This window comes from Polaribacter sp. ALD11 (genome assembly GCF_002831685.1).
Classification (GTDB): domain Bacteria; phylum Bacteroidota; class Bacteroidia; order Flavobacteriales; family Flavobacteriaceae; genus Polaribacter.
In genome coordinates this window covers 859,447-881,743 of the sequence record NZ_CP025119.1, presented here as the reverse complement: position 1 = coordinate 881,743, position 22,297 = coordinate 859,447, and the positions used below count along the sequence as shown (strand labels likewise).

The following is a 22,297-nucleotide window of genomic DNA, read 5'->3' as shown; positions in this document are numbered from 1 at the left end:
TATATGAAAAACAGATGATTATATAAATAAGAGTTGAAGAAATATTTTCTATATCTTAAGATTATAAGTTTTCTTAATTTTTTGCAAATAAACTTGTGCTTTTAAGCAAAAAAGGGACTTGAAAAACCATAAAAAGCAGTAAATTTGTAGCTGAAAACATCAAAAAAAGTATATGAAAATTTCATACAATTGGTTAAAACAATTTTTACAAACAGATTGGGATGCTGTAAAAACAGGTGAATTATTAACTGATTTAGGTTTAGAGGTAGAAGGTATTGAAACTAAAGAATCTATTAAAGGAAGCTTAAAAGGGATTGTTGTTGGTAAAGTTTTAACCTGCATACAACACCCAAATGCAGATAGACTTAAGGTTACAACTGTAGATTTAGGATCTGGAGAGCCTGTACAGATTGTATGTGGAGCACCAAATGTAGCTGCAGGTCAGAAAGTACCGGTTGCAACGATTGGTACTACTTTATATGATGATAAAGGTGAAGGTTTTAAAATTAAGAAAGGAAAAATTAGAGGAGAAGAAAGCTATGGGATGATTTGTGCCGAAGACGAATTAGGTTTAGGTTCTGGTCATGACGGTATAATGGTTCTAGATGAAGATTTAATAGTTGGTACATCTGCAGCAGAAGTTTTCAACATAGAAATGGATGAGATTTTTGAAATTGGACTAACACCAAATAGATCGGATGCAATGAGCCATTTTGGTGTTGCTAGAGATTTACGTGCAGGTTTAATGCAACAAGACATTAATTTAGAGTTAATCTCTCCTTCTGTGAGCAATTTTCATGTAGATGAAAGAACGTTACGTTTTGACGTTGAAGTAGAAAGTAAAGAACAAGCACCAAGATATTGCGGAATTACTATTACAGATGTTACTGTAAAAGATTCACCAGAATGGATTCAAAACAGACTGAAGGCAATTGGTATAACTCCAAAAAATAACATTGTAGACATTACTAATTATGTTTTACATGAACTTGGGCAGCCATTGCACGCCTTCGATGCTCAGAAAATTAAAGGGAATAAGATTCTTGTTAAAACGTTAGAAGAAGGTACAAAGTTTACTACTTTAGACGCTGTTGAAAGAGAATTATCTTCAGAAGATATTATGATTTGCGATGCAGACTCTAATCCGCTTTGTATTGCGGGAGTTTTTGGAGGAAGTAAATCTGGAGTTACAGAACATACGTCATCAATTTTCTTAGAAAGCGCTTATTTTAACCCCGTTTCTGTTAGAAAAACAGCAAAAAGACATGCCTTAAATACAGATGCTTCTTTCCGTTTTGAACGTGGAATTGATATTAATTTAACAGAGTATGCTTTAAAACGTGCTGCTTTACTAATAGAAGAATATGCTGGGGGGAAAATGGGGTCTGATATTTCTGATTTTTATCCAGAAAGAATTGAAGATTATCAAGTTTTTCTTTCTTATGAGAATTCATATCGATTAATAGGTCAAGAGATTCCGAAAGATACTATTAAGAAAATTCTAGCTTCTTTAGAAATTAAAATAAATAGCGAAACAGCAGGAGGTTTAGGTCTAACAATACCTTCCTATAGAACAGATGTTCAACGTGAAGCAGATATAATTGAAGAAATATTAAGGGTTTACGGATATAATAATATTGAGTTTTCTCATAAATTAAACACGTCAATTTCTTTTGACTCCAATAAAGAAACGAAGATTGAAAACATTGTTGCAAACCAATTGTCGGCCTTAGGTTTTAATGAAACCATGGCAAATTCATTAACCAAGCCAGAATATGCAACATTGTCTGAAAATATTAACGAAGAAGCGAATGTAGCAATGTTAAATCCGTTAAGTAACGATTTAAAAGTAATGCGCCAATCTTTGTTATTTAGTGGTTTAGAATCTGTTTCTTACAATATTAACAGAAAAAATAATTCATTAAAATTTTATGAGTTTGGTAAAACCTATCATAAATACAATGAAAAATACCAAGAAGATAAGCATTTAACTTTATTTGTAACGGGAAATAGAACAAGTGATAATTGGAAAAATGAAAGTAAAACTTCAGATTTCTTTTATTTAAAAGGAATTATTACAAATGTTTTAAGCAGATTAGGAATAGATAAATTAAAAACGACGCCAACAAAACAAGATGTTTTTTCTGAAGGAATTACCTTGAGTTTAGGTAAAATGAAATTGGTAGAATTCGGAGTTGTAAAAAGAAGTTTACTAAAAGAATTTGGTATAAAACAAGAGGTCTTATTTGCTGATTTTAATTGGGATACTATTTTAAAATTGACAGGGAATAAAAATATAAAAGTGGTTGCTTTGTCTAAATTTCCAGCTGTAAAAAGAGATTTAGCGTTGTTATTAGATAAAAAAACTGAATTTAAAGAAATTTATAATTTAGCTTTTCAATCAGAGAAAATCTTGTTAAAAGAAGTCGATTTATTTGATGTTTATGAAGGCGATAAGTTGCCAGAAGGTAAGAAATCATATGCAGTTAGTTTTTTAATTCAAGATGAAACTAAAACATTAGCAGACAAACAAATTGATAAAATAATGCAAAAATTACAGCAAACATTTGAGAAAAATTTAGATGCTGTTTTAAGATAATTTAAAAGCTCCATTTATTTGGGGCTTTTTTTATAACTAATAAAGTTTCCTCGAACGCAGACGAGAGATGATTACAAAAATATTTTTGGTTTAGACTGTGCTAGACCTAACAAACTGTAATTATGTATAAACTTATAATCCGTCCTATTTTATTTTTATTTGATCCAGAAAAGGTTCACTATTTTACTTTTTCTTTGATTAGAATCTTATGTAAAATTCCTTTTGGAGCTTCTATTTTTAGAAATTTATATCAAGTAAATGATAAAAGGTTAGAACGTACTTTATTTGGGTTAACTTTTACAAACCCTGTTGGTTTAGCTGCTGGTTTCGATAAAAATGCAGTTTTATATAATGAATTAGCCAATTTTGGCTTCGGATTTATAGAAATAGGAACTGTTACACCAAAAGGGCAAATAGGCAACCCTAAGAAAAGATTGTTTCGTTTAAAAGATGATCAAGGAATTATTAATCGAATGGGTTTTAATAACGATGGAGTAGAAGAGGCTATTAAAAACTTAAAAAAGAACAAGCATAAAGTAATTATTGGTGGTAATATTGGTAAGAATACAGACACAGCACCAGCAGATTATACGCAAGATTATTTAGCAGTTTTTAAAGAATTACACCCTTTTGTAGATTATTTTGTATTGAATGTTAGCTGCCCTAATGTTGGTAGTCACGCAAAATTAAATGACAAAGAGTATTTAGTTGAATTGATTACTGAATGCCAGAAAGAAAATAATCAGTTTAAAATTAAAAAACCAATTTTATTAAAAATTGCTCCAGATTTAAATAATGCTCAGTTAGACGAAATTATAGAATTGGTTGCAGAAACAAAAATCGATGGTGTTATTGCTTCTAATACATCAACTACAAGAGATAATTTAAAAGCTTCAAAAGAACGTCTAGAGGAAATAGGAAATGGAGGCGTAAGTGGGCAACCAATATTAGAGCAAAGTACAAAAGTGATTCAGTATCTAGCAGACACTTCTAATAAATCGTTTCCAATTATTGGTGTAGGGGGTATTCATTCTGCAGAAGACGCTTTAGCTAAAATTGAAGCTGGTGCAGATTTGGTACAGATTTATACGGGTTTTATTTATGAAGGACCAAGTTTGATAAAGGAAATCAATAAAGCAATTCTTAATAGTTCTCTTTAGGTTAAATTTTTGATATCACTTTAAACGCAATTAAAAAATATTTTTTTCAATATTTCTTAGTTTTCTTTTTTTTATAACAATTACAAAAAGTGTATTTTTACTTTAATGATAGAAACACTTTTATCTTTTGCATTTGCAACATTAATTTTAGCAATCTCGCCAGGACCAGACAATATTTTTGTTTTAACACAAAGTATTGTAAATGGTAAGAAATATGGTTTAGCTACGGTTTTTGGTTTAATTTCTGGCTGCTTAATACACACAACATTACTAGCTTTTGGTGTTTCAGCAATTATAAAAGAATCTGAAAACCTATTTACTGTTATTAAAATTTTTGGAGCATTCTATCTATTATATTTAGCTTACAAAGTATACAAGTCGGATGCTAGCATTTCTTTGTCGGAAGAAAACACACCTAAGAAAACCACAAAACAATTATTTAAACAAGGATTTATAATGAATGTTTTAAATCCGAAAGTATCTATATTTTTCTTAGCCTTTTTTCCTGGGTTTCTTTTTAGTGAAACTTTAAATACGGTATTTCAGTTTTATGTTTTAGGATTTGTATTTATGTTTATTTCATTTATCGTTTTTTCAATGATAGCAATACTTGCAGGTTCAATTTCTGAGACTATAAAGGAGAATAACAAAATAGGATATTATCTAAAATGGACACAGATTATCGTTTTTATTTTAATAGCTATTTTTATGTAAATTATCAATTATTAAAGTCAATTTTCTTCATAAAAAAACCTCATAAACTTTTTAAGGCTTATGAGGTTCATATTTTTCTAGAATGTATTTTTAACTATCTCTACGTTTTCTACCGAAACCGCCAGAAGATTTTCTCTCTCCACCACCAGAACTTCTATCTGGTCTATCAGAAGAACGTCTATCAGAAGAACCTCCTCTGCTTCCAGAATCGCTTCTTCTAGAAGAAGATGATGAACCACCTTCTCTACGTCTTCCGAAACCACCACCTTCTTTTTTAGCAAAAGGTTTTTTACCACCTCTTCTTCCACCACCAGAACGTTCTTTTTTAGTAATTTCTATATTAACAGATCTTCCATCAAAATCTGGTTGATTAGAAGAAAAAGCCTCTAATGTTTTGTCTTCGAAGTTTTTATCGATTTCAAAGAAAGAAAAAGTATCTAAAATATCTATAGATCCAATTTCAACTTTATCACCAATATTTTGTTCGTTAATTAAACCAATTAATTTTCCTGGGTTTAAATTGTCTTTTCTACCAATGTTGATGAAAAAACGAGTCATATTTTCGTTTTCTGTTCTTGCTCTAGAATTATCTCTTGAAGATAAATCGTTTAAATCTTTAGCATTTTCATAATACGCTAACATTGTATTAAACTCTAAAGAAACAAACCTCTGAATTAATTGTTCTCTATCTAAAGTCTCTAGTTTTTCATAAATACTTGGTAAGAACTCATTTATTTGAGATTCATTAACTTCAATATTTACAACCTTGTCAATTAAACTCATTAATTGATTTTGACAAATATCTTTTCCAGAAGGTACTTTAGCTTCTACAAATTTCTTTTGAATGATTTTTTCGATAGGACGTAATTTTCCTTTCTCTTTTCCATTCACTAAAACAATAGAGATACCTTTGTTACCAGCTCTACCAGTTCTACCACTTCTATGTGTGTAGTTTTCTATCTGATCTGGTAATTTATGGTTTATAACGTGTGTTAATTCAGTAACATCTAATCCACGAGCTGCAACATCTGTAGCAACTAAGATTTGAATTGTTTTCTTTCTAAATTTACCCATTACAGAATCTCTTTGCCCTTGAGATAAATCTCCATGCAAAGCATCTGCACTGTAACCATCTTTAATTAAGTTGTCTGCAACTTCTTGTGTTTCTCTACGAGTTCTACAAAAGATAATTGCATAAATATCAGGGTTTAAATCTGCTATTCTTTTTAAAGCTGGGTAACGAGTTCTTTCTGTAACTGAATAATATTCATGACTTACATTATCTGAACCTTGATTTTTTTGACCAGAAGTAATTTCTACTGGATTTGTCATATAGTTTCTAGCAATCGACTCAACCTCTCTTGGAAAAGTTGCAGAAAACAATAATGTTTGTTTTGTTTCTGGTGTTGCTTCTAAGACTTTATCTAATTCATCTTTGAAACCCATATTTAACATTTCATCAGCTTCATCTAAGACTAACCATTGAACGTTTCCTAATTTTAGGGCTCTTCTTTTAATTAAATCTACTGTTCTACCAGGAGTTCCAACAACAATTTGAGAACCTCTCTTTAAAGATCTAATTTGATCTTCCATACTAGAACCACCATAAACGGTAGTTACTTTAACATCTGGTAAATATTTACAGAAATCTTTAATGTTATTACCAATTTGAACTGCAAGTTCTCTTGTTGGTGATAAAATAATAGCTTGTACATTACCACTATTACTATCTAAAAGTTCTAATATTGGCAAACTAAAAGCAGCAGTTTTACCTGTACCTGTTTGTGCAAATGCTTTTAAATCACTTTTTGATGAAATAATTTGTGGAATTGCTTTTTCTTGTATAACAGTTGGTTTTTCGTAACCTAAATCTGTTAATGCTTTGTTGATAGGTTCTTTTAAACCTAATTCTAAAAATGTTGACATTACTGTGTTTTTGTAGATTCACAGAACGCCGACCTGCAAACCCAATTATAAATTTCGACTTGATTTTCTATTGAGTTTCCTCAAAATTAAAATCGCGCAAAGGTACAGGAAAATAACGAAAAAACAACCATTACTGTGTTTAATTTATTTTACTCAATTCCTTTAGCTGTTTGTATATGTTTCCAGAAGAAATAGCAGCGTAACCATTTTCTACAATTCCGTTTTTATTCACGAGAATTGTTCGATTCATTTTGCTTGATAGAAAATTATTTTTAAGCGTTTTAGAATTGATAAAATATTGATTTTTAATATCGATATTTTTAATTCTATTTGTGTTGTCGCCGTCTATTTCTATGATAGCAAAATTTAAAAGTGGATATTTTTTTTGTAAAAAAGGGATTCTAGACCCAATAAAAGATGTAGACATATATTCTTTGCTCCAAAATAGTAAAACAGAGTTTTTATTAATCGTAAAATCTTCAATATTTATACCTTGATTTGTAAAATCTGAAATTGTAAAACCTTTTATCTCGTCACCTTTAAGAATAATTTTATTATCTTCTAAAATGTTTTTTACTAGAATTTGATCTTCTTTGTTTGAGGATAAGTCGAAAAAGACATCAAATGCTTTCTCATTAACATCACAGCTAGATTTTCTATAAAAATGATCTAAAACTGTTCTTTTTAAAAATGCATTCTTAGAATCTCTAGAACTTATTTCAGTGTTAATGGTGTGTAACAAATCTACTGTGAATTCAGATGAAAATTCTTCTTTCATAGGTTTATGACCCATTGCATAAGTTACATTATAAAGATAATTTGTAATATACCTTGCATAAGGAGTATAGTACATTAAAGAATTATTATTGTAATCTATTGTTTTTCTATATGCATAAAAAGAGGAGTTAATTTTCGGAAAATCACTTTTTCTAGAACTATAAATATGATTTATAGGGTATCTTTCTGCTCTAGAATAAATAGGATATGTTAAAGACGTTTTTAGAATTTCTAGGTATTTGGTAGTTTCATTTGGATGCCTCTTTATATACTCATTATAGGTAATTAATCTAGAATCTATAACGGAATCTATCTTACTTATATATGCTGTTGGAGCAAGTCTATTCAATTGATAAAAAAGTTTTCTTTCACTTTCGTCTTCTAAAAAAATATCTATTAAAATATTATTTCTTTCAGCTCCTCTGCCAGCAAAGACTATAGATTCATCAAAATCCCAAGTATTTAAACGTAGCATTAAACTATCTTTTGGTTCTAAATAGAGATACTGATTTTCATTACCGTGCTCAAAATAATACAAACCTTCTTCTAAATTATCATAAGTGCCTAAAAATTTATTTCTACTATCTAGCAAAAGTGTATCAATTACCTTGTCATTAGAATAAAGGACAACAAATTTCGTTTTAGGGTTTATTATCTTCCCTCCAAAAAAAGTATTAGAGTTTTCTTTGCTCGTACAACTGATTAAAGATAATAATAGATAAGATAAAGCGATAAAATTATATATTTTTCTTGTCATAAATAGTATTACACAAAGTGTACAACAAATGTAGAAATTTGAAATAGGTAAAGTTGTTAATTCACTGTTAAAATACCATATTAGAATCTGCTTAATTTCAAAAGAATACCTTATAAAAGTATTGAAATTATAGGCTGTAAAGAAAAATGGAATTTGTACTTTTGCACAAAATTAAAAAAAGTTTATTTATGTTATCAGTTTCTAATTTATCTGTTCAATTTGGAAAACGTATTTTGTTTGATGAAGTGAATACAAAGTTTCTTCACGGAAATTGCTACGGTATTATCGGAGCAAATGGAGCAGGAAAATCTACATTTCTAAAAATTATTTCAGGGGTACAAGAGCCTACATCAGGACAAGTTCACTTAGATAAAGGAAAGCGTATGTCTGTTTTAACGCAAGATCATTATGCGTTTGATGAATTTCCTGTTTTAGAAACGGTTGTAATGGGAAACAAAGATTTGTTTAAAATTAAAAAACAAATTGATGCATTATATGCTGACTATACCGATGAGAATGCAGAGAAAATAGGAGAGCTACAAATTGTTTTTGAAGAAATGGATGGTTGGAATGCAGACTCTAACGCAGCTGCTATGTTGTCTAATTTAGGTATTAAAGAAGATTTGCATTATACTTTAATGAAAGACTTAGATGGGAAACAAAAGGTACGTGTGTTAATAGCACAGGCGCTTTTTGGGAATCCTGATGTTTTAATAATGGATGAGCCAACCAATGATTTAGATTTTGAAACGATTTCTTGGTTAGAAAATTTCTTGGCAAATTTTGAAAATACAGTAATTGTTGTTTCGCATGACAGACACTTTTTAGATGCTGTTTGTACACATATTTCAGATATCGACTTTAGTAAAATAAATCATTATTCTGGGAATTATACTTTTTGGTACGAATCTAGCCAGTTAGCAGCAAAACAAAGAGCACAACAAAACAAAAAAGCAGAAGACAAAAAGAAAGAATTAGAAGATTTTATTAGACGTTTTTCTGCCAATGTTGCAAAATCTAAACAAGCAACTTCTCGTAAGAAAATGATTGAGAAGTTAAATGTAGAAGATATTAAGCCATCGAGTAGACGTTATCCTGCCATTATTTTTGATAGAGATAGAGAAGCAGGAGATCAAATTTTAAATGTTGAAGGTTTATCTAAGAATTTTGAAGACGAAAAATTATTTGATGACGTACATATAAATTTAAATAAAGGAGATAAAATTGCAATTATTTCTAAAAATTCGAGAGCAATTAGTGCTTTTTATCAGATAATAACTGCGAATGATAAACCAGACGCTGGTGAGTTTGCTTGGGGGGTTACAACCACACAATCTTATTTACCCTTAGATAATTCAACTTTCTTTAATGATGGAGAATTAAACCTAGTAGATTGGTTAAGACAATATGCACAAACTGAAGAAGAACGCGAAGAAGTTTTTATTCGTGGTTTTTTAGGGAAAATGATTTTTTCTGGTGAAGAAGCTTTAAAGAAAAGTGATGTACTATCTGGAGGGGAAAAAGTACGTTGTATGTTGTCTCGAATGATGATGAAAAGAGGAAATGTTTTAATTTTAGATGAACCAACAAACCATTTAGATTTAGAATCTATTCAATCTTTAAACAATGCTTTAATTAATTTTAAAGGAACTATTTTATTATCTACTCACGATCATGAGTTTGCGCAAACCGTTGCTAACAGAATTATAGAACTAACACCAAAAGGAGTAATCGATAGATATACAACTTTCGAAGAATACCTATCTGACCCAAAAATTAAAGAATTACGCGATAAAATGTATTCATAAAAAAGAGACACCAATTTATTTAATTATATTGATGTATTTTTGAGTCAACTACACGTTTACTAATGCTTTAATGAAAAAAAAGACCTTACAATTTTAAAATTGTAAGGTCTTTTTTTATTATTTAAATTGAAGTTAATACCTACTTTGTAAAATAGAATATGGGTTTTACTGTAAATTTAAAGAATTTATAGTAATTTGAGAAGTTCATCTCTTTTTATTTTTTAATCGGACTAATAATTTTTACATCAGAAAAAGAAATTGCCCCCCTTATAACACCATCAATTGTCTTTTTTAAGGCTTCAATTAATTGCATTTTTAATTGAGATTTATGGTAAATTAAACTTACTTCTCTTGCAGGTGGCGGATTTTTGAATTCACGCAAATGTGTTTTATCAACATTATTTAAGTCTAAAGTATGTAAATAAGGTAACAAAGTCATTCCTAACCCCTCTTTAGACAGTTTAATTAAGGTATCAAAACTTCCGCTTTCTAACTGAAATCTTTTTTTATTATCAATTTTATGGTTTCTACATAAATTAAGAACGTTGTCTTTAAAACAATGGCCATCTTCTAATAATAAAATATCTTCCATTTCTAATTCATCCGGAGAAATTTGTTTGTTATTGAAAAGTCTATGGTTTTGTGGAATAAAACCCACAAAAGGTTCGTAATATAAGGGTCTTTCTTTTATTGCTTCATTCTCTAAAGGTGTTGCAGCAATGGCAGCATCTATATGACCATCTGTTAATTTTCTTATAATATCTTCTGTTGTTAATTCTTCTATCACCAATTTAACTTTTGGGTACTTTTTAGTAAAACTCTGCAGAAACATTGGTAATAAAGTAGGCATTATGGTTGGTATAATTCCTATTTTAAATTCGCCTCCAATATATCCTTTTTGTTGATGTACTATATCTAAAATTCGATTGCTTTCATCTACTATTACCTTGGCTTGTTCTACTATTTTATTTCCAACTTCAGTTAATTCAATTGGTTTTTTAGATCTGTTAAAAATCTTAACTCCTAACTCATCTTCTAATTTCTGAATTTGCATACTCAATGTAGGTTGAGTAACAAAACTATGTTCTGCTGCTACCGTAAAATTCTGGTATTCTGCAACAGATAAAACGTATTTTAATTGAGTGATTGTCATGCGTATAAAATATTTTGATAAAGATATTAAAACTATCAATAATTATTATAGTTTAATGTCGGAAATTTCTATTAAATTTGAGGTATCAAATAAAAAACATATAAAAATGAACAAGTCAATATTAGGATTAGACAAAAAGGAAAGTGCAAATTTAGTAGATAATTTAAATGGATTGTTATCTAATTTTCAAATATACTATCAGAATTTAAGAGGTCTACACTGGAATATTAAAGGAAAAAACTTTTTTGATTTACACATTAAGTTTGAGGAATTTTATACAGACTCTCAAGTAAAGATAGATGATATTGCAGAACGTATTTTAACGTTGCAAGGTAAGCCTTTACATACGTTTTCAGACTACTTAGCAACATCTTCAGTAGCTGTTGGTAGAGATATCTCTAACGATGTAGAAGCTGTAGAATTAGTTGTAAATTCTTTATCAGAATTATTAAAAATCGAGAGAGAAATTTTAAATGCATCTGAGAAAGCAAATGATGAAGGTACAAATTCTATGATGAGTGATTTTATAGCAGAACAAGAGAAAACAATTTGGATGTTGAATTCTTGGTTGGGCAAATAATATTATTGTTGGTTTAAGTTTAAACTAAAGCATTTAAAAGCAAAAATAGATTATAAAAAAAGGAACTCAATTTTTGAGTTCCTTTTTTATTTCAATAGATAAGAAAACCCAACCTCAAAACCTAAAAAGGAATAACCGTTATTTGGTTTTTGTGTATCTAAATTAGAGACATGGCCAACATTACTGCCAAGGTATAAAAAAGTTTTCTGTGTAGTTTTATAAGATAAGCCTAAAGATGCATTTTCAATAAATGTAAAACCTTTTGCTAAGCGTTCTGTTCTTGTATTTATAGTTGCCAGACCTAGACCAATAGTTACAAGGAAATCTAATTTATTTAAAATCTCTTTTTTTATTACAAAACCCAATTCAAAAGCATATAAATGTATCGTTTTATGTGTTGTGAATTCGGTTCTTTTTTCTAGATAATTTTCTTCAGAAGGCAATACAAATTGCTCATTAATTAATTGATGTTTTATGGCTTGATACTGAGGCTGTATTATCAATTCAAAATCAAAATACTTCCAAGAGCCTAAATTATAAAATGCTTGTATTTTGTAAGTATTTGTTTTATAGGAGTAATCTTCATCATCAAAAATAAAATTTTGCTCATTTGCATTGTTATATAAAAGTCCTATTTTTTTAATGTTTAAAATTCCTTTTTTTGTTTCTTGCGCAGCACAAAAAAAACTAGCAAATACTAAAAAAAATAGCACTTTTTTTTTCATAATAATAAATTCTTAAAGAAAAATTTGTAAAATAACTTAAAATGATTCTAATTTAATTATTAATATTATACAAAAATTCACCAAGAACTTCTCCTGCATTGTAAAGTTTTCCAATAATAAAAAGAGCTAAAAAGAGATCCAAGCATAAATTAATAATAGATTTTTCTTTCTTTGACAGTGCTTTATATTTTAGAATAACTGTATTAACAAAAAAGTCATTTTCTTTCGATTTCATAGCATTTTTTTTGTTTAACTAAACATTTTTGCAACTTCTTCTGCTTTTCTATTTTCTGAATAATCATAAAAACCTTCACCAGATTTAACACCTAATTTCCCCGCCATTACCATGTTAACTAACAAAGGACAAGGCGCATACTTAGGGTTTTTAAAACCGTCGTGCAATACATTTAGAATAGATAAACAAACGTCTAAACCAATAAAATCTGCTAATTGCAAAGGTCCCATTGGGTGAGCCATTCCTAGCTTCATAACCGTATCAATTTCCGCAACACCAGCAACACCATTGTATAACGTTTCAATAGATTCGTTAATCATGGGCATTAAAATTCTGTTTGCCACAAAACCTGGGTAATCATTTACTTCAACCGGCGATTTTCCAATTTTCTTAGATAAATCTAAAATGGTTTGCATTACTTCATCAGATGTGTTGTAGCCTCTAATGATCTCAACCAATTTCATAATTGGCACTGGATTCATAAAATGCATTCCAATTACTTTTTCTGGTCTGTTAGTAACTGCAGCAATTTGAGTAATAGAAATAGAAGACGTATTTGTAGCTAAAATTGTTTTCTCAACGCAAACAGCATCTAGTTCTTTAAAAATCTTCAATTTTAAATCCAAATTTTCAGTGGCAGCTTCTACAACTAAATCCATGTTTTTTACACCTTCCGTAATAGAAGTAAAGGTTGTTATATTGGCTAAAGTTTGTGTTTTATCTGCTTCAGAAATTTTTTCTTTTACAACCATTCTATCTAGATTCTTCGAAATAGTTGCGATTCCTTTTGCTAAGGAAGCATCAGAGATATCTATTAAATGTACGTTATAATTAAATTGAGCAAATGTATGGGCAATTCCATTTCCCATTGTTCCAGCACCAATTACAGCTATGTTTTTCATCAATAATAATTTAAATATTTATATTTTCTGGGCGTTACCTATAGGTCGGGCTTTACGTTACAATCTTTTTTTTATTGCTGTTATTGCGAAGAAAATTTTTTTTATTCTGTGGCAATCTCTTAATTAAAAAGAGATTACTTCGTCATACTTCCTCGTAATAACGTGATACTAAAAAAAAAGGATTTCCACTTCAATCCCTAACGCACTTGTTTATGTGTTTTTTTTAAATCTAAAAGTATTGTTTATTTTTTGAAATTATGAATTAAAAACAATCAATAATCATTTGTGCAACTCTTAAAGCTTCTGCACCTTGACGCAAAGAAACCACAGGTACTGTTTTGTTATTAATAGCATCTGCAAAAGAGTCTAATTCGTCTAAAATAGCATTGTTGTTTTCGATTTCAGGATTGTCAAAATAAATTTGTTTCTTAACACCTTCTGCATTTTGCAAAATCATTGCAAACTCATCCGGATTATTAGGAACCTCTTTCATTCTAACAATCTCAGATTTTTTCTCTAAAAAATCGACAGAAATATAAGCGTCTTTCTGAAAAAAACGTGTTTTACGCATGTTTTTCATAGAAATTCTACTTGCCGTTAAATTGGCAACACAACCGTTTTCAAACTCTATTCTTGCATTTGCAATATCTGGAGTTTCAGAAATAACAGAAATTCCACTTGCATGTACATTCTTAACTTTAGAATCGATCACAGAAAGAATAATATCAATATCATGAATCATTAAATCTAACACCACAGGAACATCGGTTCCTCTTGGGTTAAACTCTGCCAATCGATGCGTTTCAATAAACATTGGCGTATCAATTTTATCTTTAACGGCAGTAAATGCTGGGTTAAATCGCTCTACATGACCTACTTGACCTTTTACGTGAAACTGGCTAGCCAAAGTATTTATAGCTTCTGCTTCTAAAACGGTTTTAGTAATTGGTTTTTCTATAAAAATATGGCGTCCTTTTTCAATGGCCATTTTAGCACACTCAAAATGAGATAATGTTGGTGTAACAATATCTACTACTTCTACCGCAGCAATTAATTCTTCAATAGAACCGAATAATTTATAACCAAATTCCTTGGCTACTTTTTCGGCATTTTCTGTAAATGGATCAAAAAAACCAACCAATTCGTATTTTTCTGATTGTTGTAATAAACGTAAATGAATTTTTCCAAGATGACCAGCACCCAAAACTCCAGCTTTTAGCATATATGTATGTTTTTTGTCATTTCTAAAGTTATCTAAACTTCAAGAGAAGAAAACTTCAAAAGAAGAATTTGCTTTGCTATTTTCTGTTTATTGCAGAAAACTCTTAGTAATGACGTTATATTGTTTGTTTTGAATTTCCTGAAGAAATATCAGAAATTATCAACGAAAACAAAGATACAATTTTATAAGAATGTAATTCAAATTATTACTATTTTTAGACTTTAGAAAACGATTAAAATTGAAAGATACTTCAAAACACCAAGGGCTTAGAAATCAACTTGCTACTGTACTAGAAGCAAAAGGTATTACAGACAATAATGTACTGAATGCGATACGAGAAATTCCGCGTCACTTGTTTATAGACTCAAGTTTTGAAGCACACGCGTACCAAGACAAAGCATTTCCTATTGCTGCAGAACAAACTATTTCTATGCCATATACTGTGGCTTTTCAATCGCAGACCTTAGAAATAAAACCAGGTGATAAAGTTTTAGAAATTGGTACTGGTTCTGGGTATCAGACAGCTGTTTTGTTAGAGTTAAAAGCCGTTGTATATTCTATAGAAAGACAAAAAGAATTGTTTAAAAGAACCTCATTATTCTTGCCGAAAATTGGTTATAAACCAAAACGATTTATTTTTGGTGACGGTTATATTGGTTTAAAGGAACAAGCGCCTTTCGATAAAATTATTGTGACTGCTGGTGCACCTTTTGTACCAAATCCGTTATTAGCACAATTAAAAATAGGAGGGATGTTGTTAATTCCTGTTGGTGATAAAACTCAAATAATGACACTTTTTATTAGAAAATCTGCCAAAGAATTCGAAAAACACGAATTAGGAGATTTTGCTTTTGTACCGATGTTAGAAGAGAAAAATTAATCTTATTTTTTTACGCGTCCTAAAGAACCTTTCTTTGAGGGCATTAGCTCGTATGTATAGTTCGGTTGTAAGTTTTTCACGCTTCTGTGGGAAACAAATAGAACTGTTGTATCACTTTCTAAGGCTATTTTATTTATTAAAGTCACAACGATTTCAGTTCCTTGGTTGTCTAAATTAATTAAAGGTTCATCTAAAATTAATAGAGGTGGGTGTTTAATCATAGCTCTTGCAATTAAAACCATCCTTTGTTTTGTAGTTGATAAATCTTGAAAATAACCATTTTTATTATTTTTTAAGCCCAGTAGCAGCATCCAATCTTCGGCAACTTTAACCTGTAAATTGGTTGGTGTGTTGTATAAGCCAATACTATCAAAAAAACCAGAAATAATCATTTCTAATATGGCTACTTTTCTTTCAAATAATTCTAGTAAAACCGGACTAAAATATCCTATTTTTTGTTTTATATCCCAAACACTTTCTCCAGAACCTTTTTTCTTACCAAATAAGTATATTTCTTGTCCATAAGCTTTTATATTATTGCCATAAATCATCGATAAAATGGTGGTTTTTCCTGAGCCATTAGGTCCAATTAATTGCCAGAATTCATTTTTATTAATTGCCCAATTTATGTTCTGCAAAATGCAGTTTTCATCATAATTTACATTTACATTTTGAAATGATACTAATTGTTTTGGTATGCTATTGTAAAAGGTTACAGATTTTGGAATTTGTCCTTTAAAAACAACATTATTTTCATTGAATTTATATTTTTCTATAGGAATATTAGTGATAATTTGATCCTTTTCAATTTCTAAAATATGTGTAATTATAGGTAAAACTTCTTCTTTTCTATTAAAAACTTGAACAAGAGTTAGGTCTGATGCTAAATTTATAAGTATCTCTTTTAAATCTGATACAGAAGAAACATCTAGACTTTCAAAAGGACAGTCTAAGATTAAAAAATCGGGCTTTTGTTGAATTAAATAATGGAGAAATGTTTTTTTTTGTTCTCCATTAGAAAAAGTACGAATCTCCCTTTTCCCTTTAGTAGGGATGGTTTTTATGTTGTATTTAGCTTCTTTTTCTATGATTTTATCTAAAACGGAATTAGAAAAAAGAAGCCCTTTTTTATTTTTTAAATTGGGTAAATTATGTTCGCCGTTTAAAAGAAAGTCGAAAAATGAGCATTTAGCTGAACTGTCGTCATTTTTAATAGCAAAATGGATTTTCTCCATATTTTTTCATAATTTATTAGAACAATTACTTTACTCTTTCCCAATAATTCGTTTTACCAAAGACAGAAAGACCTATAAAACCTCTTAATTTTAGTTTATTTGGTTTTACAAGTTTGATGTAGCATTTATAAACTTTTCCATTTCTAGGGTCTATAATTTGACCATCAGACCATTCATCACCATCTTTTTTTAAACCAGAAAGTATGTTTAGTCCTAAAATAGGTTTGTCTTTGTATTCGCCTTCGCAATCTACACAAAGTGCCTTTTTTCTTGCAGGATTCATTATTTCTACAACTTTAGCATACGCTTTACCATCTTTTTTATAAATTTCTAAAACGGAATCGACATTTCCGTCGTCATTTTTAGAATTCCATTTCCCAAAAATTGTTTGCGCATTTATAGAAATTGATATAACCACAAATAGAAGAGTAAAAAGTAATTTTTTCATGTTTTAAAAGTATAGATTAATAAATAATAAAGCTAAAAATATAATTTTTTTTTGAAATATACCGTTTTAATAATTATAAACTCGCATCAAAGTTTTCATCCCATTTTTGCTGAACTCGTAAAACCTGTTCAATTACGTCTCTAACACAGCCTTCTCCACCTTTTTTATAAGAAATATATTTAGAAATACTTTGTATCTCTGGAACAGCATCATTTGGGCAAGCAGCCAAACCTACTAATTTCATTACGGGATAATCTGGTACATCATCTCCCATGTACAATACATTTTCTGGCTGTAAATTGTATTTTTTAACCAACTCTCTGTATTGTTGTATCTTATTATGAGCACCTAAATAAATATCTTCAATTCCTAAAGCAGTCAATCTTTTTCTTACGCCTTCGTTGGTTCCACCAGAAATAATGCAAACTCTATAGCCTTTATTTAAAGCATTTTTCATTGCATAACCATCTTTTACGTTCATGTGTCTTACCAATTCTCCATCTGGCATTATGGTTAACATTCCGTTTGTTAATACTCCATCAACATCAAAAATAAACGTGTTAATTTTAGGTAGTAATTGTTTGTAACTAATTTCCATATTGTTCTTTATAAATCTTTAAAATGTTAAAATCTTTGTTTCAATTTAATAATTATTGAAGTTATTCTATAGAATCTCTAATAGATTTTGTTAAAATAGTATAGATTTTCTGTTGTTCATTATTCAACAAATCTAAATGATTTTTAATTGTTTTTTTATCATTTCTTACTGCAGGACCTGTTTGTGCTTTCTTTGGAGAAAGTGTTTTTATTTTTTGTGCTGTTTCATCAATTAAAGGTTGTAAAATTTCAAAAGGAAGCTTATTTTCAATACAAATATCATTCCCTATTTTATAAAGATGATTTGTAAAATTATTTACAAAAACAGCAGCAACATGTATGGCCTTTCTTTGTTCCGAATTAATAGCATAGCTATTTTTTCCTATTGATTTGGCAAGTTTCTCAAGTAAAAGATAGTCTTCTTTATGTTGAGCTTCCAAACAAAAAGGAACCTTAGAAAAATCGACTTCTTTGTCTTTAGAAAATGTCTGCAACATATAGAAAACACCTTTGTTTGTTGTGTTTTTTAAATCATCCATAGAAAAACTACCAGAAGTATGTACAACAAAAGAGTTTCTAATTTTTGCTGAAACTGCTGCAATGGCATCATCTGAAACGGCAAGAATGGTAATGTCTGCTTTAGGAATGTCTTCTAATTTTCTTGAATTTATTTGTGTAACAGTAATAGTATCAACTTTTAAGAAAGCATTTACTAAATGTTTTGCTACATTGCCATTTCCAATAATTACAATTGATATCATTATAGCGAAGATATTCAAAATTTATAGAAATTTAGAATTGCTTTTACTAAATTAGCTGATGTAAATTCAATTGAATGAAAGATAGTAAAAAACTAGGAATAAATACAATATGTACCCATATTGGTGAAGTTAAAGACGAGCAGTTTAAAGGAGCAATTTCACCTATATATATGTCTACTTCTTATGCTTTTGATGGTGTAGATGTAAAACGATATCCAAGGTATTTAAACACACCAAATCAAGAAGCGTTAGTAAAAAAAATTGCCGCTTTAGAAAAAACAGAGAATGCATTAATCTTTGGTTCTGGAATGGCAGCTGTTAGCACCACTTTATTTGCTTTTTTACAGAAAGGAGATCATATTGTCTTACAACAAACGTTGTATGGAGGAACGTATAACTTAGTGGTTGAAGAGTTTGATAAATTCGGAATTGAATATTCATTTACAAATGATTTATCTATCGATTCTTTTCAGAAAGAGATTAAAAAAAACACCAAGGTTATATATATAGAGACCCCTTCGAATCCGTTATTAACAATTACAGATATGAAAGCAGTTTCTAAATTGGCAAAGTCCAAAGGAATTGTAACAATGATAGACAATACGTTTGCATCTCCAATAAACCAAACACCAACTGATTTCGGAATTGATATTATGCTGCACTCTGCAACAAAATATATGGGAGGACATTCAGATATTTTAGCAGGAGCAGTAGCTGCTTCTAATGAACATGTTGAAAAAATTTGGAATACTGCCAAAAATCTAGGTGGAAGTTTGAGCGATATAACCGTTTGGATGCTAGAAAGAAGCTTAAAAACATTGAATTTACGTGTGAAACGTCAGAGTAAAAATGCCTTAAAAATGGCGAAATACTTGGCTGTAAATCAGGAAGTTTCTTACGTGTATTATCCAGGTTTAAAAGGGCATCCTGATTATAAGTTAGCAAAAAAGCAAATGAAAAATTTTGGTGGAATGTTGTCTTTTGAACTTAAAGAAGGAATTGACGCCATGGAGTTTCAAAATAATTTAAAATTGATAAAACCTTCGATGAGTTTGGCAGGAGTAGAAAGCACAATGTTGAGTCCGACACAAACTTCGCACGCATTATTATCTGCGGAAGAAAGAGTAAACCAAGGAATAAAAGATGGCTTAATTCGATTTTCTGTCGGAATTGAAGAAACGAAAGATTTAATTGCAGACATTGAACAAGCGTTAAAAAAGTGTAAATAAAATAATTAGCATTGTGAGTAACAGAGCAATCTCTTAATTAAAGAGAGATTACTTTATTATTCCTTATTTGTAATGATTAAAAGATGAATAAATGAAACTAGATATATTAGCTTTTGGTGCACACCCAGATGATGTAGAGTTAGGTTGTGGCGCTACAATTACGAAAGAAGTTTCTTTGGGTAAAAAAGTAGGAATCGTAGATTTAACGCGAGGAGAATTAGGAACGCGTGGTTCTGGGGAATTAAGAATTATAGAAGCAAATAATGCGGCAAAAATAATGGGTGTTTCTGTGCGTGAAAATTTAGGTTTTGCTGATGGATTTTTTACCAACGACAAAGAACATCAGTTAGAAATTATAAAAATGATTCGTAAATATAAACCAGAAATTGTTTTATGTAACGCAATTGATGATCGGCACATTGATCATGGAAAAGGAAGTAAATTAGTTTCTGATGCTTGTTTTTTAAGCGGGTTGTTAAAGATTGAAACGCAAGTAGCAGGGGAGCAGCAAGAAAAATGGAGACCAAAACAAGTCTATCATTATATTCAATGGAAAAATATAGAACCGGATTTTGTAGTGGATGTAACTGGTTTTATTGATAAAAAAACGGCTGCGGTTTTAGCGTATTCGTCTCAGTTTTACGATCCTAAGAGTAGTGAACCAGAAACACCTATTACAAGTAAAAACTTTATAGATAGTATAAATTATAGAGCAAAGGACTTAGGAAGGTTGATTGGGGTTGAATACGCAGAAGGTTTTACGTCAGAGCGTTACGTTGCTGTAGAAAATTTAAGTAAATTAATTTAAGTTTTTGTTGTTTTAGAATATAAAAAAGAAGTATATTTGCACCCGAAATTACATGGTGGTTGTAGCTCAGTTGGTTAGAGTATCGGTTTGTGGTACCGAGGGTCGCGGGTTCGAATCCCGTCTTCCACCCAAAAATTAAATCCTTCTCATTTGAGAAGGATTTTTTTGTTGCTTTCATTTTAAAAAGAACTCAGAACTTCTAAAACTTCATTTCGTTTTCTAATAGAAACAGGTACATTAGAATTGTCTGTTAAAATTAAATAACCTCCATCAGACTTTATAAATTCTTTAATGTATTTTGTATTTATTAAATGACTTTGATGTATTCTTAGAAAACCAACTTCCTTTAGTAAGTCTGCATAAAATTTTAATGTTTTAGAAACAAGTAGCTTTTCTTTATTTTTAAAATAGAAAGTAGTATAATTATTGTCTGATTTACAACGAATAATATCACTAATATTAGCAACAATTATTTTATCTGAAGTATGCAATGAAATCTTCTCTAACCTAACATTTGGTGTTGTAATTGCTTGTTTTAATACATTTAACTGTGCATTTTCTGGTTGTAATTGATTTCTTGCTTTATCTATAGCTCTCGTTAAATCATCATCTGAATAGGGCTTTAAAATGTAATCTATTGCAGCAAACTTAAAAGCTTTAATTGCATAGGCATCACTTGCGGTTACAAAGATTATTTTAGAGTTTAAATTGGGGAATATTTCTAGAATGTCAAAACCAGTTCCGTCACCTAACATGATGTCTAAAAACAAAATATCTGGTTTATTTTTCCGTAATAATTTTGCAGCTTCTACTACCGATTGTGCAGTTCCAATAATCTCAATTTCTTTATGATTATTAGAAATGTCATTCGTCAACATTTCTAAAGCTAAAGAATTATCTTCTACTAAAATAGCGGTTGTTTTTTTCATGAATTTATGATTTAGATATTGTAAAAACAGTAATTTCTGGTCTTACATTAAACCGTACTTGATATAAATTACCCAATGCTCTATTGATATATAAAGTTCTGCCATCGTTTAAATCAATTTCTCCTGCACTGTATCTTTTGTTTTTAACAGGTAAAATTGGTGGCTTCAAAAAAGGAGGTTTTACTTGTCCTCCGTGAGTATGTCCAGATAAAATCCAACCTTTATAATTATTCCAAACATCTAAATCGCACACATCAGGGTTGTGACATAAAACAATATTGGCTTTGCTATCATCATATGCAGACATTCTTTTCTTCGGATTAAAATTCATACCCCAATAATCATCAATGCCCATAATATTTAAGCCGTTCATTTCTTTTTGTTCGTTAATTAAAATAGAAATACCAGCATTTTCTAAGATAGTTGTAATTGTATCTGCAACATTTTGTTCTAACCAATCTCCTCCATAATCATGGTTTCCTAAAACACCAGCAGTTCCTAAAGTTCCTTTAACAGCAAACTTCATTACTTTTTTAAGTTGTTCAAATTGTTCTTCGTTTTCATAGGAAACAAAATCACCTGTATAGACAACAAAATCTGGATTCAGTAATTTTGCTTTTTCAAAAGATTCTATGATGTATTGGTAATTAAAACGATTTCCTACATGAATATCGCTAATATGCATTACGGTTTTACCAATTAAATTCTTTGGTAAGTTTTTAATAGGCATTTTTACATGAACAAATTCTAACCAAAAAGGTTCTATTTGCCAACTATATAAACCTGTAGTTAGGCCAATACCAGCAGCACCTAAAATTGTGTTTTTTATAAATTTTCTTCTTTCCATGGTTT

21 protein-coding genes and 1 tRNA gene are annotated in these 22,297 nt (G+C 29.8%); 9 read left to right on the top strand and 13 right to left on the bottom strand.

The genetic code is table 11. The annotated features are described in order from the left end of the window. Positions 1-172: 172 nt before the first annotated feature. The 3 genes from pheT to CW731_RS03825 all read left to right on the top strand — a co-directional run bounded on the left by pheT (position 173) and on the right by CW731_RS03825 (position 4,473). Positions 173-2,599, top strand: coding sequence for a phenylalanine--tRNA ligase subunit beta (pheT, locus tag CW731_RS03835; protein WP_100945486.1), 2,427 nt, complete (start codon positions 173-175; stop codon positions 2,597-2,599). 122 nt (positions 2,600-2,721) lie between these two features. After that, complete coding sequence (locus CW731_RS03830) at positions 2,722-3,759, top strand: quinone-dependent dihydroorotate dehydrogenase (protein ID WP_100945485.1); 1,038 nt, start codon at positions 2,722-2,724, stop codon at positions 3,757-3,759. Between the two features lie 105 nt (positions 3,760-3,864). Further along, positions 3,865-4,473, top strand: coding sequence for a LysE family translocator (locus CW731_RS03825; protein ID WP_100945484.1), 609 nt, complete (start codon positions 3,865-3,867; stop codon positions 4,471-4,473). Positions 4,474-4,563: 90 nt separating this feature from the next. Here CW731_RS03825 and CW731_RS03820 read toward each other — a convergent pair whose 3' ends face one another. Further along, a complete protein-coding gene (locus tag CW731_RS03820) occupies positions 4,564-6,399 on the bottom strand; it encodes a DEAD/DEAH box helicase (protein ID WP_100945483.1) in 1,836 nt (611 codons plus the stop codon). A 139-nt stretch (positions 6,400-6,538) separates the two neighbouring features. Beyond that, positions 6,539-7,933: a hypothetical protein gene (locus CW731_RS03815; protein WP_100945482.1), complete on the bottom strand. Its 1,395-nt coding sequence runs from the start codon at positions 7,931-7,933 to the stop codon at positions 6,539-6,541. A gap of 188 nt (positions 7,934-8,121) precedes the next feature. On the opposite strand from CW731_RS03815, the gene CW731_RS03810 reads away from it, so the two are divergent. Beyond that, the gene (locus tag CW731_RS03810) at positions 8,122-9,741 is read left to right on the top strand and encodes an ABC-F family ATP-binding cassette domain-containing protein (RefSeq protein ID WP_100947618.1); all 1,620 of its coding nucleotides are present in this window, start codon (positions 8,122-8,124) and stop codon (positions 9,739-9,741) included. Positions 9,742-9,955: 214 nt separating this feature from the next. On the opposite strand, the gene CW731_RS03805 is transcribed toward CW731_RS03810, so the two are convergent. Continuing rightward, positions 9,956-10,894: a hydrogen peroxide-inducible genes activator gene (locus tag CW731_RS03805; RefSeq protein ID WP_100945481.1), complete on the bottom strand. Its 939-nt coding sequence runs from the start codon at positions 10,892-10,894 to the stop codon at positions 9,956-9,958. A gap of 106 nt (positions 10,895-11,000) precedes the next feature. Between CW731_RS03805 and CW731_RS03800 the strand changes: the two genes are divergently transcribed. After that, positions 11,001-11,474 (top strand): Dps family protein, encoded by a 474-nt coding sequence (locus CW731_RS03800; RefSeq protein WP_100947617.1) that lies wholly within the window; start codon positions 11,001-11,003, stop codon positions 11,472-11,474. Between the two features lie 86 nt (positions 11,475-11,560). Here the strand turns inward: CW731_RS03800 and CW731_RS15735 are convergent, their stop codons facing one another. The 4 genes from CW731_RS15735 to CW731_RS03775 all read right to left on the bottom strand — a co-directional run bounded on the left by CW731_RS15735 (position 11,561) and on the right by CW731_RS03775 (position 14,558). Beyond that, positions 11,561-12,199, bottom strand: coding sequence for an acyloxyacyl hydrolase (locus CW731_RS15735; RefSeq protein ID WP_232734716.1), 639 nt, complete (start codon positions 12,197-12,199; stop codon positions 11,561-11,563). A gap of 52 nt (positions 12,200-12,251) precedes the next feature. Next, positions 12,252-12,434 carry a hypothetical protein gene (locus tag CW731_RS03785; RefSeq protein ID WP_100945480.1) on the bottom strand — a complete coding sequence of 61 codons (183 nt, stop codon included), beginning with the start codon at positions 12,432-12,434 and terminating at the stop codon, positions 12,252-12,254. A gap of 14 nt (positions 12,435-12,448) precedes the next feature. After that, positions 12,449-13,336 (bottom strand): 3-hydroxybutyryl-CoA dehydrogenase, encoded by an 888-nt coding sequence (locus CW731_RS03780; protein ID WP_100945479.1) that lies wholly within the window; start codon positions 13,334-13,336, stop codon positions 12,449-12,451. A 262-nt stretch (positions 13,337-13,598) separates the two neighbouring features. After that, positions 13,599-14,558: a Gfo/Idh/MocA family protein gene (locus CW731_RS03775; protein ID WP_100945478.1), complete on the bottom strand. Its 960-nt coding sequence runs from the start codon at positions 14,556-14,558 to the stop codon at positions 13,599-13,601. Between the two features lie 238 nt (positions 14,559-14,796). Between CW731_RS03775 and CW731_RS03770 the strand changes: the two genes are divergently transcribed. Continuing rightward, positions 14,797-15,438 carry a protein-L-isoaspartate(D-aspartate) O-methyltransferase gene (locus tag CW731_RS03770; RefSeq protein WP_100945477.1) on the top strand — a complete coding sequence of 214 codons (642 nt, stop codon included), beginning with the start codon at positions 14,797-14,799 and terminating at the stop codon, positions 15,436-15,438. Positions 15,439-15,440: 2 nt separating this feature from the next. Here the strand turns inward: CW731_RS03770 and CW731_RS03765 are convergent, their stop codons facing one another. From CW731_RS03765 to CW731_RS03750, 4 genes are all read right to left on the bottom strand, one after another. Next, the gene (locus CW731_RS03765; protein WP_100945476.1) at positions 15,441-16,673 is read right to left on the bottom strand and encodes an ATP-binding cassette domain-containing protein; all 1,233 of its coding nucleotides are present in this window, start codon (positions 16,671-16,673) and stop codon (positions 15,441-15,443) included. Positions 16,674-16,698: 25 nt separating this feature from the next. Then, the gene (locus CW731_RS03760) at positions 16,699-17,121 is read right to left on the bottom strand and encodes a DUF2147 domain-containing protein (protein WP_100945475.1); all 423 of its coding nucleotides are present in this window, start codon (positions 17,119-17,121) and stop codon (positions 16,699-16,701) included. 73 nt (positions 17,122-17,194) lie between these two features. Next, complete coding sequence (locus CW731_RS03755; protein ID WP_100945474.1) at positions 17,195-17,719, bottom strand: HAD family hydrolase; 525 nt, start codon at positions 17,717-17,719, stop codon at positions 17,195-17,197. A 61-nt stretch (positions 17,720-17,780) separates the two neighbouring features. Continuing rightward, complete coding sequence (locus CW731_RS03750; protein WP_100945473.1) at positions 17,781-18,479, bottom strand: Rossmann-like and DUF2520 domain-containing protein; 699 nt, start codon at positions 18,477-18,479, stop codon at positions 17,781-17,783. Between the two features lie 74 nt (positions 18,480-18,553). Here CW731_RS03750 and CW731_RS03745 point away from each other — a divergent pair, with 74 nt between their 5' ends. The 3 genes from CW731_RS03745 (at position 18,554) to CW731_RS03735 (ending at position 20,646) form a co-directional block, all read left to right on the top strand. Next, entirely contained in the window at positions 18,554-19,708 is a 1,155-nt protein-coding gene (locus CW731_RS03745) for a PLP-dependent aspartate aminotransferase family protein (protein ID WP_100945472.1), read from the top strand. 91 nt (positions 19,709-19,799) lie between these two features. Continuing rightward, positions 19,800-20,516, top strand: coding sequence for a bacillithiol biosynthesis deacetylase BshB1 (gene bshB1, locus CW731_RS03740; protein WP_100945471.1), 717 nt, complete (start codon positions 19,800-19,802; stop codon positions 20,514-20,516). Between the two features lie 54 nt (positions 20,517-20,570). Further along, positions 20,571-20,646, top strand: a tRNA-His gene (locus tag CW731_RS03735). A 49-nt stretch (positions 20,647-20,695) separates the two neighbouring features. On the opposite strand, the gene CW731_RS03730 is transcribed toward CW731_RS03735, so the two are convergent. Both CW731_RS03730 and CW731_RS03725 read right to left on the bottom strand, forming a co-directional pair. Continuing rightward, positions 20,696-21,445, bottom strand: a complete 750-nt coding sequence (locus CW731_RS03730; RefSeq protein ID WP_100945470.1) for a LytTR family DNA-binding domain-containing protein — start codon at positions 21,443-21,445, stop codon at positions 20,696-20,698. Positions 21,446-21,449: 4 nt separating this feature from the next. Further along, entirely contained in the window at positions 21,450-22,292 is an 843-nt protein-coding gene (locus CW731_RS03725) for a metallophosphoesterase (RefSeq protein WP_100945469.1), read from the bottom strand. Between the last annotated feature and the right edge of the window lie 5 nt (positions 22,293-22,297).